Annotated in this window: 13 protein-coding genes; 3 read left to right on the top strand and 10 right to left on the bottom strand. The window is 61.4% G+C overall.

Annotation, left to right across the window (positions count from 1 at the left end; all coding sequences use genetic code 11):
- Positions 1–47 precede the first annotated feature (47 nt).
- Positions 48–1,529: a Na+/H+ antiporter NhaC gene (gene nhaC, locus BUC36_RS10800; RefSeq protein WP_073275491.1), complete on the bottom strand. Its 1,482-nt coding sequence runs from the start codon at positions 1,527–1,529 to the stop codon at positions 48–50.
- A 313-nt stretch (positions 1,530–1,842) separates the two neighbouring features.
- On the opposite strand from nhaC, the gene BUC36_RS10795 reads away from it, so the two are divergent.
- The 3 genes from BUC36_RS10795 (at position 1,843) to BUC36_RS10785 (ending at position 5,594) form a co-directional block, all read left to right on the top strand.
- The gene (locus tag BUC36_RS10795; protein WP_073275489.1) at positions 1,843–3,012 is read left to right on the top strand and encodes a 1-acyl-sn-glycerol-3-phosphate acyltransferase; all 1,170 of its coding nucleotides are present in this window, start codon (positions 1,843–1,845) and stop codon (positions 3,010–3,012) included.
- A gap of 70 nt (positions 3,013–3,082) precedes the next feature.
- A complete protein-coding gene (gene dinG / locus BUC36_RS10790; protein WP_073275010.1) occupies positions 3,083–5,257 on the top strand; it encodes an ATP-dependent DNA helicase DinG in 2,175 nt (724 codons plus the stop codon).
- Positions 5,258–5,267: 10 nt separating this feature from the next.
- The gene (locus tag BUC36_RS10785; RefSeq protein WP_073275008.1) at positions 5,268–5,594 is read left to right on the top strand and encodes a YqcC family protein; all 327 of its coding nucleotides are present in this window, start codon (positions 5,268–5,270) and stop codon (positions 5,592–5,594) included.
- A 364-nt stretch (positions 5,595–5,958) separates the two neighbouring features.
- Here the strand turns inward: BUC36_RS10785 and BUC36_RS10780 are convergent, their stop codons facing one another.
- From BUC36_RS10780 to BUC36_RS10740, 9 genes are all read right to left on the bottom strand, one after another.
- Complete coding sequence (locus BUC36_RS10780; protein ID WP_073275006.1) at positions 5,959–7,338, bottom strand: FAD-dependent oxidoreductase; 1,380 nt, start codon at positions 7,336–7,338, stop codon at positions 5,959–5,961.
- A 32-nt stretch (positions 7,339–7,370) separates the two neighbouring features.
- Positions 7,371–8,651, bottom strand: coding sequence for a kynureninase (kynU, locus tag BUC36_RS10775; protein ID WP_073275004.1), 1,281 nt, complete (start codon positions 8,649–8,651; stop codon positions 7,371–7,373).
- A gap of 190 nt (positions 8,652–8,841) precedes the next feature.
- Positions 8,842–9,663: a cyclase family protein gene (locus tag BUC36_RS10770; RefSeq protein ID WP_073275002.1), complete on the bottom strand. Its 822-nt coding sequence runs from the start codon at positions 9,661–9,663 to the stop codon at positions 8,842–8,844.
- A gap of 16 nt (positions 9,664–9,679) precedes the next feature.
- Positions 9,680–10,699: an amidohydrolase family protein gene (locus BUC36_RS10765; protein ID WP_200797259.1), complete on the bottom strand. Its 1,020-nt coding sequence runs from the start codon at positions 10,697–10,699 to the stop codon at positions 9,680–9,682.
- The gene (locus BUC36_RS10760) at positions 10,693–11,241 is read right to left on the bottom strand and encodes a 3-hydroxyanthranilate 3,4-dioxygenase (protein ID WP_073275000.1); all 549 of its coding nucleotides are present in this window, start codon (positions 11,239–11,241) and stop codon (positions 10,693–10,695) included. The genes BUC36_RS10765 and BUC36_RS10760 overlap by 7 nt, the downstream gene beginning before the upstream one ends.
- Positions 11,242–11,254: 13 nt before the next feature.
- A complete protein-coding gene (locus tag BUC36_RS10755) occupies positions 11,255–11,671 on the bottom strand; it encodes a RidA family protein (RefSeq protein WP_073274998.1) in 417 nt (138 codons plus the stop codon).
- Positions 11,672–11,859: 188 nt separating this feature from the next.
- A complete protein-coding gene (locus BUC36_RS10750; protein WP_073274996.1) occupies positions 11,860–13,317 on the bottom strand; it encodes an aldehyde dehydrogenase in 1,458 nt (485 codons plus the stop codon).
- Positions 13,317–14,105 (bottom strand): SDR family oxidoreductase, encoded by a 789-nt coding sequence (locus BUC36_RS10745; RefSeq protein WP_073274995.1) that lies wholly within the window; start codon positions 14,103–14,105, stop codon positions 13,317–13,319. The genes BUC36_RS10750 and BUC36_RS10745 overlap by 1 nt, the downstream gene beginning before the upstream one ends.
- A gap of 12 nt (positions 14,106–14,117) precedes the next feature.
- The gene (locus BUC36_RS10740; RefSeq protein ID WP_073274992.1) at positions 14,118–15,797 is read right to left on the bottom strand and encodes a thiamine pyrophosphate-binding protein; all 1,680 of its coding nucleotides are present in this window, start codon (positions 15,795–15,797) and stop codon (positions 14,118–14,120) included.
- Between the last annotated feature and the right edge of the window lie 31 nt (positions 15,798–15,828).

Below are 15,828 nucleotides of genomic sequence, written 5' to 3'. Positions count from 1 at the left end.
CCCTCGCGCGGTCACCGCTGGCGGGCCGATTCGGAGCCCTGCGGCTGTCAGCGCGCAGTAGCGGCTGCCGACAGCGGCATCTGCTTGAAGTGGAACCAGCCGTAGGCAATGGCCAGCAGCGGGCAGATCAGGTTGAACAGCGCGTAGGGCGCATAGCTAAAAGTGGCGATGCCCAGGGTGCCGCTCATGAAGGCGCCGCAGGTATTCCAGGGAATCAGCACCGAGGTGATGGTGCCGGAGTCTTCCAGCGTGCGCGACAGGTTAAGGCCATGCAGGCCCTTGTCGGCATAGGCTTCGCGGAACATGCGTCCGGGGATGATGATCGCCATGTACTGGTCGCCGGCGGCGGCGTTCATGCCGAAACAGGTCAGTACTGTGGAGGTCACCAGGCCGCCGACAGTCTTCACCTTAGACAGGGTCCAGTCGACGATAACCTGCAGGAAGCCGGCGCGCTCCATGGCACCGCCGAAGGCCATGGCCGAAATAATCAGCCACACGGTGTTGAGCATGCTGCTCATACCACCCTTGGACAGCAGTTCGGCCACGCTCTCATTGGTGGAGGTGGACTTGTAGCCGTCGAACAGCGCATACCAAGCCCCCTTGATCGCCGCCAGGGCGCCCTCGCCGCCGCCCAGTCGGCGCGCGGTCTCCGGTTCGAAAATGAGCGCAATGGCGCAGCCGACCAGCGCGCCGATAATCAGGGTGGGGTAGGCGGGGATCTTGCGCCAGGCCATAAACAGCAGCAGCACCAGTGGCAGCAGGCTGACGATAGAGATATTGAATTCGCCTTTGAGCGCCGTCAGTAGCTCCTCGATATCCGTTGCCGAGGCAGTGCCGGTATCGGCGGTAAGCCCGATCACGGCGAAGATCACCAGCGCGGTGAAAAATGCCGGCAGGGTGGTCCACAGCATATGGCGGATATGCAGGAACAGATCGTTGGAGGTCACCGCGGCGGCGACATTGGTGGTGTCGGACAGTGGCGACATCTTGTCGCCGAAATAGGCACCGGAAATCACTGCACCGGCGGTAATTGCCGGATCCAGGCCCAGCGCGCCGGCGATCCCTATCAGTGCCACACCCAGGGTTCCGGCGGTGGTCCAGCTGGAGCCGATGCTGAGGCCGACGATGGCGCAGATGATGCAGCTGGCGGCGTAGAACCACTGCGGCGACAGTATCTGTACGCCGAAATAGATCATCGACGGCACAGTGCCCGCCAGGATCCAGCTGCCGATCAGCGCGCCCACCGCCAGCAGAATGAGGATGGCGCCGAACACCAGGCCGATGCCGTGCAGCATGCCGCCCTCCATGTCGTTCCAGCTGTGGCCGTTTTTCATGCCCATCAGCGCGACGACGCCGGCGCAGAGCAGTAGCGCTATCTGGTTGGGACCGTAGGAGGAGTCGGCGCCGTAGAAATACACCGACAGGGACAGGAGGGCGATCAATATCCCCAGGGGGATCAGGGCATCCAGCAGGCTGGGTGCGCGTGGCTCGCTTGCAGATTCGGTGTGTTGGGAACTGGACTGGGTCAAGGTGAACTCCCTGTTTACTGCGTGGCCCCGGGGGCCGGGTTCATTATCTTTCTTGTAGCCGTCGGCGACGGAGTTAAGCGGTCTATTCTCCCGGCTGTGGGCGGTGAAGTCCACTTCGAGCGACCAGCGGAGCTGGATTCGCGGCGACTTAGCGTGTGGCCATTGTCTGATCAGTCAACCGACCGGTCGGGCGCAGCGCTGGCAGTTCGGCGGCGCTTCCGGTATGTTCTGCGCCGGCCCGCGACTCGGGCCGGTTGTCCACAATAAGAATGAGCCAATCCCGCATATCAGCGGCCCGGCAGGTAGTGATTTCATGAGAGCAAGTGAGTTGGATCCCGCTCAGTTTGAGGATATTCGCCCGTATCGCGACGAAGAAGTGCGCGAAGTGATAGATCGGCTGATTGCCGATCCGGAGATGTCACGTACGGCTGCGCACTTCCTGGTACCCAAACTCGCCAAGCTGGAGCGCCCTCTGGCCTGGCTGGTACGTATGTTCCTGCGCTTTGAATTCCGCAAGGCACACGATGTGCGCGGCGTGCAGGAGGTGGTGGAAAAGTACATGGACAAGGTCATTTCCCGCACCACCACCGAGTTCACCATCTCCGGCCTCGATACCCTGCCGAGGGACCGCGCCTGCCTGTTCGTCAGCAACCACCGGGACATCGCCATGGATCCGGCGCTCTCGATTGTCTCCATGTTCAAAGAGGGGCACGAGACGTCGCGCATCGCCATCGGCGACAACCTGCTCACCAAGCAGTTCGCCACCGACATCATGAAGCTGAACAAGTGCTTCACCGTGAAGCGCAAGGCCGGCAGCCGGCGCGAGAAGCTGCAATCCGCCGTGCAGCTGTCGAACTACATCTATTACTCGATCGTCAACGACAACGAGCACGTGTGGATTGCGCAGCGTTCCGGCCGCGCCAAAGATGGCCTGGACCGCACCAATCCGGCGCTGGCGGCCATGTTTGCCATGACCAAGGACAAGGAAACGCCATTTGCCGAGTTCTGGCGAAAGCTGCACATAGTGCCGCTGTCCATCTCCTACGAGTGGGATCCCTGTGACGAGCAGAAGGCCAAGCAACTCTATATCGAGGCGCACAAGGAGGAGTACCGCAAGGGCGCGCACGAGGACCTGGGAGCCATCGCCAAAGGGGTCATCGGTCAGAAGGGCCATGTACACGCCGCGTTCGGCAAACCGATCGAGGGGGATTTCCACGATGTGAATTCCCTCGCCGAGGAGATCGATCGCCAGGTCATCGGCAACTACGTGCTGCATCCCACCAACCTGATCGCCTACGAGAAGATCTACGGCGATGTGCCCGCGCTGCCGGTGGGCTACCCGCCCAAGCCGTGGAATCCGGCGGAACACGAAGAGACCCGGCAGAAGTTCGAGGAGCGCATGGCGCGCATCAACGAGCGCTGGCGCGACATTGCCATCCAGGGCTACGCGAATCCGGTGGTTTCCCGGCTCGCCTATGAGTAGTTTGAATGCGGAGTAAGGAAGTGAAATCGGTTACCATTCCGAATTCATTATTCCGCATTAGATCTCTCCATTGCTAAACGACCAAGACAAGAAAGCCATCCAGACGGCCTACAGCCAGTTTCTCGCCGGGCGCGGCCTCAAGGCCCGCTATGGGCAGAAACTGATGGTAGCTGCCATCGCGCGCACGCTGGGCGCCATCATTCAGGATGGCAGCGGCGAGCGCGACAGCGCCAAATGCAACGGCGAGCATATCTGCGTGGTCGAGGCCGGTACCGGCACCGGCAAAACGGTGGCCTATCTGCTCGCCGCCATCCCCCTGGCTCAGGCCCAGGACAAGAAACTGGTGGTATCCACCGCTACCGTGGCCCTGCAGGAGCAGATCATTCACAAAGATCTGCCCGAAGTGGCGCGCCTCAGTGGCCTGGAGTTCGATTTCTCGCTGGCCAAGGGCCGCGGCCGCTACCTGTGCCTGTCCAAGCTGGACCAGCTGTTGTCCAGCTCTTCAGCTACCGGCACCGGCATCTCCCTCGGCCTCTATGAAGACGAATTGCCACAGGTTGGCGAGGAGAGCGTCAAACTGTACCGCGACATGGCCGATAACCTGGCCACCGGCGGCTGGGATGGCGATCGCGACAACTGGCCGGAAACCATCGAGGTGGAAGACTGGAGCCGTATCACCACCGACCATCGTCAGTGCAGCGGGCGGCGCTGCCCTCACGTGACCAACTGCAGTTTCTTCCGCGCCCGCGAGAACCTCGGCAAGACCCAGGTGATCGTCGCCAACCACGACCTGCTGCTGGCGGACCTGGCCCTGGGCGGCGGCGCCATTCTGCCGCCGCCGGAGGAGACCATCTATGTGCTCGACGAGGCGCATCACCTGCCTGAAAAAGCCCTGAATCACTTCTCCCACCACAGCCGTGTCGGTGCCTCCACCGGCTGGCTGGAGCAGGCGAACAAGAATCTCGGCCAGATGCTCGGCGAGATCGGGGACGGTGCGGAACTGGATCGCTGCGGTGAGCAGCTACCGGGCGTGCTCACGTCTGCCAAGCAGGGGCTGGAGCAGATGTGGCCGCTGATTGAGGAACTGTGCGAGTTTGAGGACGACCGCGGCAGCGGCTCCAATCGCTCTGGCAGCCCCAATCGCCCCGGCGGTGTACGCCACCGCTTCGAGGGCGGCGTGGTGCCGGAGCCCATCATGCAGCTGGCGGAGAAGCTGCGCGAGGATTTCGATGAGTTGGAATCCCTGTTGAACAAGATGTTACAGGCGGCCCAGCGGCTGTTGGAGGATCCGCATTCGCCGGTGCCGGCAGTGGATCTGGAGCGCTGGTACCCGCAACTGGGCAGCTGGTATGGCCGCGCCGAGGCCAACCTGCAGCTGTGGGCCAATTACTCCCGCCCGGATGCTGACGGCGCCCTGCCGCAGGCGCGCTGGGTCACCCTGGTGGACTGGGGTGGCTCGACGGACTTCGAAGTCTGCAGTTCGCCAATTCTGGCCGGCAAGACCCTGGACTACAGCCTCTGGCGTCGCTGCTACGGCGCGGTACTGACCTCGGCGACCCTGACGGCGCTGGGGAAATTCGATCGCCTGAAGATGCGCGCCGGAACGCCGGACAACGCCAGCTACCAGGTGGTGCCCAGCCCGTTCGATTTCTCTCGCGCGACCCTGCAAGTACCCACCTGTGCGGTGGATGCCGGCAATGCCGACGCGCACACCGATGCCGTGATCGACGCTCTGCCAGACTTGCTGAAGGATACCGGCGGTGCGCTGGTACTGTTCTCCTCGCGCCGGCAGATGGAAACCGTCTACGAGGCACTGCCTGGCACCTGGCGCAACCGCATCCTGATGCAGGGACAGAAATCCCGCCAGCAGCTGCTGGAGATCCACCGCGAAACCGTCGATGGGGGTGGCAGCAGCGTGCTGTTCGGCCTCGCCAGTTTCGCCGAGGGTTTGGACCTGCCTGGGGACTACTGCCGCCACGTGGTTATCGCCAAGCTGCCGTTTGCGGTACCGGACGACCCGATCGAGGCGGCGCTGGCGGAGTGGATTGAGGCCAAGGGCGGCAATCCGTTTATGCAGATCACGGTGCCGGACGCCGCGCTGAAGCTGGTACAGGCTTGCGGACGCCTGCTGCGCACCGAGAGCGATACCGGCACCATTACATTGCTCGACCGGCGCGTCGTGACGCGCCGCTACGGGCGCGCGATTCTCGACTCATTGCCGCCGTTCAGCCGTCGAATCGATTAAAGTAAAAGCTATGAACCCGATTTACGATGACGTCGCCACCCTGTTGCTGAAGCTCGAGGCCGAGCTGCGCCGCCTGCAGCTGTGGGAGGACCAGGCGCCACCCGCGGAGGCGCTGGCCAGCACGGAACCCTTCTGTGTGGATACCCTCACCCTGCCGCAATGGCTGCAGTTCGTGTTTGTGCCGCGCATGATCGAATTGATCGAGAATGTGCGGCCACTGCCGGACCAGTGCGGCATCGCGCCCATCGCGGAAGAGTACTTCCGCGGCGGTGACTACACCGCGGGCGGGCTGATCCAGCTGCTGGCGGAAATCGACGAGCGCTTGCAGCGCGGCTAGCCCGGATATTGCGCCCGGCCGCTTGATATTGCACCTAAGTCTTTGCTTGTAAAAACTTTTTGAGGCTTTAGTCGAGGTAAAAAGTGTTCTCAAACACTGCTGGCCGCGCCCTCGCTTGATCTCTGCACGCTCAGCACATTTTTGCGGCTAATACGTGCAATAAGCATGCATGTACGCCGCCAAAGTGCACTGAACGCACAGATCTCGGCGCGATCATCGCGGCCGCTGGTGCAATATCCGCGCTAGTGCCAAAAACCGTCGAATCAAGCGGTGAACTCCCCTGTAGGAGCCCGCTTGCAGGCGAACAGGAGCGGAGTTCCGCAGTCATTCGCCTGCTAGCAGGCTCCTACAGGAAAGATCGAGGTTATTGATTCGGCAACAGTTCCTCTATCAACACTCTCGCCCTGTCCCAGTCGACCTGCTCCAGAGAGTCGATGCCGTCGGCAAGTTCGGACAGTATCCGCCGATTGATCTCGCCCTTGCGCTGGGCCTCGGCATAGGGCAGCCGGTGAAACATCACCATTGCGTAACGGGGCGTGAAGTGGTCGGGGAAGCGCGTCTCCAGTTCGAAGCCGATGGACTTTTTCAGCAAAAATTTCGGATCCCGCACCGAATTGCGCATCTCCACGTAGTTTTCCAGTGCCATATCGGCGATCGCGTTGGCGTTGGGAATGCGCGCCCCGCTGTAGTGCCGGAAAATTTCCCGCCAGTTGCCGGGGGTTTGCCCGATACAGTCGTCCAGCGCAACACAGTCTTCAAACCCACAGTTCATTCCCTGACCGTGGAAGGGCACTATGCCGTGCGCCGCGTCGCCGATCAGCACCGCGCTGTCTCGATAGCACCAGGGGGTGCAACGCACGGTACCCAGGTGGCCACAGGGATTGCGGAAGAAGTCCTCCAGCAGTGTCGGCATCAGTGCGGCAGCATCGGGAAAGTATTGGCGGAAGAAGTTCTCTACCTGGGCCTCAGTCTGCAGAGCATCGAAGCCGGGTTGGCTGCCGTTGGCCTTTGCCGGCAGGAACAGGGTCACGGTGAAACTGCCGTCCAGGTTCGGCAGTGCAATCAGCATAAAACCGCCGCGCGGCCAGATATGCAGCGCCTCTCTTTCCAGCAGGAAACCGCCGTCGGCGCCGGCGGGTATTTCGAGTTCCTTGTACTGGTGATCCAGCGGTTCTATCTGCTCGCGGCACTCGCTGTCCGGTTGCTCCCTGTGCACCTCATTCAGCAACTGGGTGCGGGCGCGCGATCCGGCGCCGTCTGCGCCGATAAAGCGGTCGAAGGGTACATGCTTTTCCGAGTCTGCGGCGTGGTCCCGGAAGCGCGCGCGCTTGTCGTCGAAATCGATGTCGAGCAGTTCCTGTTCGAAAAAAATGTCGACGTTGCCGGAAGCTTCGGCGGCGTCCAGCAGCAGTCCGTTCAGTGCACCCCGCGATACGGAATAGATTACTTCTTCCGGCCTCTGCCCGTAGGGCTGGAGATTACAACTGCCGTCTACGTCGTGGACCATACGACCGCGCATCGGGATCAGCAGTTGCGATACCCGCTCCATCAGGCCGAGTTTTTCCAGCGCGTAGATACCGCGATTGGCCAGCGCCAGATTGATGGAGCGCCCGGCGGAGATAGCGTGTGCCCGCAAGTCCTCGCGGCGCTCGTAAACTTCAACGCGAAAGCCGCGCTGGGCGAGAAAGCCGGCCGCCATGGCGCCGACCAGACCGCCACCGGCGATAACGATTTTTTCCTGCATCAGCTAAAGCCCTTTCTGAATGGTCTGCGCGGTTATTCGTTGCAAGCCGTTTTGAGGATGTCCACGAAGCGAAAGATATCTTCGAAGCGGTTGTACAGGGGCACCGGAGCCACACGGATAACATTGGGCTCGCGCCAGTCGCAGGTCACTCCGTTTTCTTCCAGGCGCTGGAAGAGCTCGCGGCCACTCAGGTGTTTGGCATCGCAGCACAGGGAAAGCTGACAGCCGCGCTGCTCCGGATCCTCCGGCGTGATAATGGAGATGTATTGGTTCACTTCCCTTTTCAGCAGGAACTGCAGATAGGCGGTCAGCTTTTCTGACTTCCTGCGCAGCGGCTCCATGCCACCCGCCTCGCTGTAGATATCCAGCGAGGCACGAATAGCGGCCAGGGACAGGATGGGCGGATTGGAGAGCTGCCACCCTTCGGCGGTCGGTATCGCCTGGAAGCGGTTCTCCATACGAAAGCGGGTCTGCTTGTCGTGTCCCCACCAACCGGCAAAGCGCGGCAGGTCGGTGTTCTGCGCGTGTCTGCGGTGGACAAAGCAGCCGGCCACGGAACCGGGGCCCGAGTTCAGATACTTATAACTGCACCAGCAGGCGAAGTCCACGTTCCAATCGTGCAGTTGCAGCGGGATATTGCCCACCGCGTGCGCCAGGTCGAGACCGATGCGGATACCGTGGCGATGGGCCAGCTCGGCAAGCTCCGCCATCGGCAGTACCTGCCCGGTGTAGTACTGCACACCGGGTAGCAACATCAGGGCGATGCTGTCTCCCTGTTCCTCGATCAGTGCTGCAATATCGTCGAAGCGCAACAGGTCTTCGCCTGCGCGGGGTTTCAGCAGCAGCAGGCCGTCTGCGGGATCAATACCGTGATAGCGCAGCTGGCTTTCCACCGCGTAGTGATCCGACGGGAAGGCGTGATCCTCGATAACGATCTTGTAGCGTTGTTTGGTCGGCCGGTAGAAGCTCACCATCATCAGGTGCAGGTTGACGGTCAGGGAATTCATCACCACCACTTCGTCGGTCTGCGCGCCGACCAGATCCGCCGATGCTTCGGCGAGGAACTCGTGGTAGGGCATCCACGGAAAATCGCAGTCGAAGTGCCCCTTGACGCCGAGTGCCGCCCACTTGTCCAGCTCCTGATTGACGTAGTCGCGCGCGCGCCTGGGCTGTAGGCCGAGGGAGTTGCCGCACAGGTAGATTTCGGGGCTGCCATTGGCTTGAGTGGGAATACTGAACTCATCGCGAAAGCGCGCCAGCGGATCTTCGCGGTCCAATTTGCGGGCGAACTCCTGGCCTGCTTCGAATTGCATACTGCGGTACTCTTTTTGTTGATTATTCGTAACTACTTGCCCTGGTTGTCGGTAAGAGAGGCCCGGGCGGCCCTGCTGCCGGTGGCCATCTGCGAAAAAGCCTCATCGGCAATCATTTCTCAAATGGCCACCGGCATCAGGGTCTTCGCATCCAGCTGTTTCATTCTTTTCCGAGTCTCGAATCCGGCAATTACTCGATTTCTTCCAGGGGCATCAGCACTGGGCGGCTGGGCGCGGCATCGGTGCGGAAGGCGGGAATCTGCAGGTTCAGCAGGTAGAGACCATCCGCCATCGAGTCTGCTACATAGACCATCTCCGTTATCGTGCATTCGCTTCGCGCCCCTGAGTCGATACTGTGACTACCTGCGGCTATCTGCCAAAAGCGATGATGGTTATCCAGTGCACCGTCGTCGTACATCTTGTCGACACTGGGGAAATCCACCAGCAGGTGATCGAAGGTCAGTAACAATTCCATGGCCTCGCTGGAAAAAAATACCGGCGGTTGCCCTTCGGTATAGGCGCGGCGACATTTGTCCTCGTCGTTGGGGAGCGTGCGAATCACAATTGCCTGGCAATAATTTGCCATCGGCTGCTGGCTGAGTGCCTCGGCAAGCCGTCTACCGCTTACTACCAGATCGCCGGTTTCGGGGTTGGGGGTATAGGATTCATTGCAGCTGCCGAGTGTCTCCGCTTTGACACTGACGACGACGCAGGGGAGCAATAGCGGCGAGAGCAGTTCGCCCACGGGGACCAGTTCGTCGACGATATGGCTGACGGACTCGGTATGGGTGCCGTTACAGTGCGGCACCAGCGTCAGTTGGGACACATTACAGCTGCCGCCGCGGCGGGTATCGCCGACGAATCCCTCTGCCTCGAGGGTTTCGGCGCGGGCGACAGGTGCGCCGAAGTGATTCGGTTGCGCGCCATCGAAATTCAGCGGTATGGCGATATTCTGCGCTTGTTCGGTATCTGCTCTATAGGTACAGCCATTCAACGACACGGTAAGTTTCATCTGGCGACCTCCGCGGTCACTGTGTTTGCAGGAATTGACTCCGCTCCAGTCCCAACCACTCCAGTGCGGTGCCGTGCAGCAGGCGCGCTTTGACGTCGTCGCCCACGGTCATGGATTTAATCAGCTTGCCCGGCTCCAGCTCGCCGAGCGGGAAGGGATAGTCACTGCCAAGTGCAATTCGATCCGCGCCGGCCAGTTCGATCAGGTACTTCAGCATCAGTGGATCGTGTACCAGCGAGTCGAAATACATCTTGTCGAGATAACTCCTGGGGCTGTGACCGTTGTCGACGGCACAGAGATCCGGGCGCACCTCGAAGCCGTGTTCAATGCGGCCGATGGTACCGGGAAAGGCGCCACCGCCATGGGCGAAGGCGACGCGCAGTTTGGGAAATCTCTGCAGCACGCCGCCGAAGATCATCGAGCAGATGGCCCGCGAAGTTTCCGCCGGCATGCCCACCAGCCACGGCAGCCAGTACTTGGGCATCTGCTCGCTGCCCATCATTTCCCAGGGGTGGACAAAAATGGCGGCGCCGAGAGATTCCGCTGCGGCCCACACGGGTTCCAGGTTTTCATCGCACAGGTTCCAGCCGTTGACGTGGGAGCCGATCTGTACACCGGCGAGACCGAGTTCGTTGATGCAGCGCTCCAGCTCCCGGACCGCCAGTTCCGGGGCCTGCATCGGCAGGGTGCCGAGGCCGACGAAGCGGTGCGGCTGCTCCGCCACGACTTCGGCGATGTGGTCGTTCAGCAATTTGGACAGGTCCAGCGTGTGCTCGGGCTTGGCCCAGTAGCTGAACATCACCGGTACGGTGGACAGCACCTGCACGTGCACACCGTAGTTGTCACACTCCTGCAGTCGCACCTGGGGATCCCAGCAGTTGCTTTCCACTTCGCGGAAAAATTTGTCCTCGCGCATCATGCGCGCGCAGCCACACTTATGGTGATCCAGGTGAATGAAGCCGCCGTAACCGTAGCGCTCTTTCAGGTCGGGCCAGGTTTCCGGGAGTATGTGCGTGTGAATATCGATGGTCAGCATGTTTCGCTCTTGCTGTGGGATGCTTTTTCCGGCAGGGGCATAACATGGCCACAGGCGTCGCAGCGGCGGTTTTCCTCCGAGCCGAAGAAGCGGTCGAATACCGGCGGAAAGTCCTGTTCAATATTGCGCAGCTTGAAGAATTCTTCGTACAGCAGGTGATTGCACTGGTCGCAATACCACTGCAGTCCGTCCAGCTCGCTGTCGGTGCGTCTCCGTTCGACCACCAGGCCGACGGTGTTTTCAAAGCGTTGCGGCGAGTGGGGCACCTGCGGTGGTAACAGGAACATCTCGCCTTCGCGTATGGGGATATCCACCACTTGGCCCTGCTGAATCGTCTTCAGCAGCATGTCACCTTCAACCTGGTAGAAGAGCTCCGGCCCCTCGTCGACGTGATAGTCCTTGCGCGTGTTGGGGCCGCCCACCACCATGACAAAAAAGCCCTGTTCCTCGAAGACCAGTTTGTTGCACACGGGCGGTTTCAGCTGTTCGCGATGCTCTTCTATCCATTTACGGAAATTGATCGGCGGCATGATGTCTGTCATGGGGTGGCCCTGCCTAGTCAATGGTGGCGATACATTTGAGTTCGATGGCAATCGGTGTCGGTAGTGACAGCACCTCGACCGTTGTTCGCGCCGGCTGGTTACTGCGGAAATACTCGGCGTAGATGCTGTTGTAGGTCGGGAAATCGGCTTTCATATTGGTTAGGAACACGGTGACATCCACCAATTGTTCCCAGCTGGAGCCGCACTCTTCGAGAATGTTGCGCACATTGTCGAATACCGAGCGACACTGGGTTGCGATATCGTAATCGACGATTTCCCCCTGCGGATTCAGCGTCACACCGGGAATTTCCTTGCTGCCGCGTACACGAGGGCCGACACCGGACAGGAACAGCAGGTTGCCGACCCGGCGTGCATGCGGATAGAGTCCTACCGGTTCGGGAGCTTTGCTGGAATTAAGAACGTCGCTCATTGTTCTTCCTACAGTTTGCATTCAACTTCAAGCGTAGAGACTTGGCCGGGGGTTTGAATCGGCCCTGCTGCCGGTGGTCGTTTGGGAAAAAACCTGATCGGTAAATATTTCCCAACCGACCACCGGCATCAGGGCCTTGTATCGTGCGAAGCGATCCAGGCGTGATCCTGCCGAGCTCGGCCTTGCGATCACGTATAATCAACGCAGACATTTTTCGCCTCGGTAAAAAAGCGCAGCGCCTCCCAGCCGCCTTCGCGACCGACGCCGGAGTTTTTCATGCCGCCGAAGGGGGTGCGCAGGTCTCTCTGCATCCAGCAGTTGATCCACACAATGCCGAAATCCAGTTGCTCGGCGAGGCGATGGCAGCGGCTCAGGTTCTGTGACCACAGGGAGGTAGCCAGGCCATAGCCGGTGCCATTGGCGAGCTGCAGCGCCTCCTTTTCGTCGGAAAAGGGCTGGATGGTGGCGACTGGGCCGAAAATTTCCTTCTGGTTGGTGCGGCAGTCGATTGGCAGCCCTTCGATCAGCGTCGGCGCGACAAAATAGCCGTCCCGGCAGCGTCCATCGATTTGCAGCCGTTCGCCACCGCAGAGTATCTGTCCGCCGTCCTCTTTTGCCTGCGCGATTGCATTCAGCACCTTGTCCATATGGGCGGCGGAGACCAATGCACCCTGGTCGACCTCGGTAAGGGGGTCGCCAATACGGAGCTTGGCCACGCGCTCCAGCAGAGCAGCCTTGAACTCCGCGTAGATCGAAGCTTCCACATAGATGCGGGAGCCGCACAGGCAGATCTGCCCCTGATTGGTCAATGCTGCGCGCAGCACGCCGTCGAGCGTCTTCTCCCAGTCGCAGTCGGCAAACACCAGGGTGGGGTTCTTGCCGCCGAGCTCCAGCGACAGCTTTTTGAAACTGGGCGCCGCCGCGGCGGCGATTCGGGCACCGGTGGCGGTGCCGCCGGTAAAGGAAATGGCCTTGATTTTCGGGTGTGCCACCAGCGCGCTGCCGATGCCGTTGCCGCGTCCGTGCAGGATATTCAGTACACCGGCGGGCAGGCCGGCGCGGCGGCAGATATCTGCGAGCATGCCGGCGGTTGTCGGGGTCACTTCCGAGGGTTTGGCGATCACGCAGTTTCCCGCCGCCAGCGCTGGCGCTATCTTCCAGGTGAACAGGTAAAGCGGCAGGTTCCACGGCGAGATACAGCCGACGATGCCGAGTGGCGCGCGCAGGGTATAGTTGATCGCGCGACCATCCATGGCGTGGGATTCGGACGCAAACTGGGTAATGGCACGGGCGAAAAAGCGGAAGTTCGCGGCGGCGCGGGGTATATCGACGCGGCGCGCCAGTGCCAGTGGCTTGCCGTTGTCCCGGGATTCCGCTTCGGCGAGGGTGTCGAGGTTTTCCTCGATCAGGTCGGCGATGCGCTCGAGATGGCGGGCGCGCTGGTCCGGCTCGAGCGCGCGCCAGTGGGGCAGGGCGCCCTCGGCGGCGGCCACTGCGGCTTCCAGGTCTGCATTGTCCGAGTCGATCAGGTGCCCGTAGACCTGGCCGGTGGCCGGTTCGATATTTTCCAGCAGGGACGCATCGGCCGCCGGCTGTATGATTTCGCCGCCGATAAAGTTGCCGATACAGTTATTCAGAGTGGTCATCACAGACATCCCGTGCGGCCGCCATCCACCGGCAGGTTGACGCCATTGATATAGGAGGCGGCCGGTGAGGCGAGGAAGGCCACCGCGTTGGCGATTTCGCTTGCCTCGCCGAAGCGTCTCATGGGGATCATCGCTTTTTCCGCTGCTTCCACTTCTGCGCGGCTCTGGCCCAGTTTTTTCGTCTTGTTTTCGAGAATGGCGTCCAGGCGCACCGTGGCGGTGGCGCCAGGCAAGACGTTGTTGACGGTGATGTTGAACTGGCCGAGTTCGTTCGCCAGGGTCTTGGCCCAGCTGGCCACGGCGCCGCGCACGGTATTGGAAACGCCGAGTCCATTCAGGGGTTGCTTGACCGAGGTGGAAATAATGTTGATTACGCGACCGTAGCCGGCGCTCTGCATGCCCGGCAGCAGTGCCTGTACCAGAGTCTGGTTGGAGATCAGGTGCAGGTTGAAGGCGTCGACAAATGCCTGTGGGTCGGCGTTGTGGGCCGGTCCCGGAGCCGGGCCGCCGGTATTGTTGACCAGGATCTCGCAGGGGCCGCTTCCCTGCAGGAGTTGCGCCACGGCCGCCTTGACCTGTTCGGGGTGAGCAAAGTCCGCCACCAGTGCGGCGTGCGCCTGTCCAGCGGAGGTGTCCAGGGTCTCCCGTACCGCTTCGAGCTTATCCCGGTCGCGCGAAAACAGCACCACCGATGCTCCCAGGGCGGCGAGCTGTTCCGCGCAGGCTCGGCCGATTCCCTGACTGGAACCGCATACCAGTGCGCGTTTGCCGAGTAAATTCAAATCCATCGTCTCTCCCCGCTATTGTTCCGAGAGCTTCGCGAGCTCAGAAAGTTTCAGGTTGGGTGTCAGGGCCTCCAGCGGCAGCTTCAATTCCAGAAGTGCCGGCCTGCTCGCGGCCATGGCGGCGGCATAGGCGGCGGCGAATTGTTTCGTTTCGTCGACGGATTCCGCATAAAAGCCATAGGCTCGTGCCAGGGCGACAAAGTCCGGGTTGTACAAGTCGGTGGCGGAGGTGCGGCCGGGATAAGTGCGTTCCTGGTGCATACGGATGGTGCCGAGACTGCCGTTGTTCACGACGATCAGCAGGATGTTGGCGCCGAACTGACAGGCCGTGGCCATTTCCTGCAGCGTCATTTGCAGGCAGCCGTCGCCGGCGAAACAGACCACCTGGCGGGAGGGAAACCGCAACTTGGCCGCGATCGCCGCGGGCAGGCCGTAGCCCATGGAGCCGCTGATGGGGGCGAGCTGGGTATTGGCGCGGCGATAGCGGAAAAAGCGATGCACCCAGATCGCGTAATTGCCGGCGCCGTTGCAAATAATGGCGTCGTCATCCAGCTGCTCCCGCAGCCAGGCCACTATCTCGCCGTATTGCAGCCTGCCGGGAATCGCCCCCGGCCTGTTCCACTGCTCGTATTCCGCGCGAGCGGTTTCCATCCATTCGCGCCGCTCGCTAGAGGTGGGCGGCACAGGTTTGACAGGCAGTGCTTGCAGCAGGTTTTCCATGCTGGCGGTGATGGCCAGATCGACGGGCGGCGCCGCGGCCAGTTCATCGGCACACGGGTGTACATAGATGATTCTCTGCCCGGTATGTGCCTGCAAAATGCTGTAGTTCTGGGTAACGATCTCGCTGAAGCGGCCGCCCAGGCAGATTACCAGGTCTGCGGACTCGATCCGCCGGCGCAAAGCCGGATTGAGGCCGAGGCCGATATCGCCAATGTACAGAGGGTTGTCGTTGTCGAAGTTGTCCTGGCAGCGGAATGCGGCTGCCACCGGCAGCTGCTGGCTCTCGCACCAGGCGTGCAGCGCATCGCGCGCGCCGGACCAGTCCGCCTCACCGCACAGGACCAGGGGCCGGCGGCTTGCGCTGAGCAGTTGGTGGAAATATTCGATATCGGTTGCGGAGGGGGCCGGGCTTCTGGGGTGGCGGGGAGGGATGGGGGCTGCGGATGGGACTGTTTCGCAAAGCATGTCCTCGGGTAGTGCCAGCACCACCGGGCCGGGTCGGCCGGCGCTGGCGACCGCGAACGCCCGTTGCACATATTCCGCGACCCGCTGCGGGCTGTCGATCTCCGCCACCCACTTGGCAATTCCGCCAAACATCTGCCGATAGTCGATTTCCTGGAACGCCTCGCGGTCGCGGGTATCGCGGCCGACTTGGCCAATAAACAGCACCATCGGAATCGAAGCCTGGCGCGCCAGGTGTACCCCGGCACTGGCGTTGGTGGCACCGGGTCCACGGGTGACGAAGCAGACTCCCGGTTTACCGGCGAGCTTGCCGTCGGCCGCCGCCATCATCGCAGCGCCACCTTCCTGCCGGCAGGTGACGACCTGAATTTCCGGCGCGTCTACAAAGGCGTCGAGCACGGCCAGATAGCTTTCGCCCGGCACGCAGTAGGCGCGCTCTACACCTTGAGTCAGCAGGCACTGTACAAGAATCTGGCCGCCATTGGCGGCGCGCAGATTTGCTGTCTCGGTCATTGTCTTATTCTTATTGTGACTACAAAGCCAT

The organism is Microbulbifer donghaiensis, from assembly GCF_900129095.1.
Lineage (GTDB): Bacteria > Pseudomonadota > Gammaproteobacteria > Pseudomonadales > Cellvibrionaceae > Microbulbifer > Microbulbifer donghaiensis.
The sequence above is the reverse complement of the archived record's forward strand: the minus strand, read 5'-3'. Positions and strand labels throughout refer to the sequence as shown.

What these genes read in the sequence shown, in the direction of transcription:
- kynU (WP_073275004.1), bottom strand. Translation starts at nt 8,651, where the DNA reads ATGCAATTCGAAGCAGGCCAGGAGTTCGCCCGCAAATTGGACCGCGAA.
- BUC36_RS10765 (WP_200797259.1), bottom strand. Translation starts at nt 10,699, where the DNA reads ATGCTGACCATCGATATTCACACGCACATACTCCCGGAAACCTGGCCC.
- BUC36_RS10750 (WP_073274996.1), bottom strand. Translation starts at nt 13,317, where the DNA reads ATGACCACTCTGAATAACTGTATCGGCAACTTTATCGGCGGCGAAATC.
- BUC36_RS10795 (WP_073275489.1), top strand. Translation starts at nt 1,843, where the DNA reads ATGAGAGCAAGTGAGTTGGATCCCGCTCAGTTTGAGGATATTCGCCCG.
- BUC36_RS10760 (WP_073275000.1), bottom strand. Translation starts at nt 11,241, where the DNA reads ATGACAGACATCATGCCGCCGATCAATTTCCGTAAATGGATAGAAGAG.
- BUC36_RS10740 (WP_073274992.1), bottom strand. Translation starts at nt 15,797, where the DNA reads ATGACCGAGACAGCAAATCTGCGCGCCGCCAATGGCGGCCAGATTCTT.
- BUC36_RS10755 (WP_073274998.1), bottom strand. Translation starts at nt 11,671, where the DNA reads ATGAGCGACGTTCTTAATTCCAGCAAAGCTCCCGAACCGGTAGGACTC.
- BUC36_RS10745 (WP_073274995.1), bottom strand. Translation starts at nt 14,105, where the DNA reads ATGGATTTGAATTTACTCGGCAAACGCGCACTGGTATGCGGTTCCAGT.
- BUC36_RS10785 (WP_073275008.1), top strand. Translation starts at nt 5,268, where the DNA reads ATGAACCCGATTTACGATGACGTCGCCACCCTGTTGCTGAAGCTCGAG.
- BUC36_RS10780 (WP_073275006.1), bottom strand. Translation starts at nt 7,338, where the DNA reads ATGCAGGAAAAAATCGTTATCGCCGGTGGCGGTCTGGTCGGCGCCATG.
- BUC36_RS10770 (WP_073275002.1), bottom strand. Translation starts at nt 9,663, where the DNA reads ATGAAACTTACCGTGTCGTTGAATGGCTGTACCTATAGAGCAGATACC.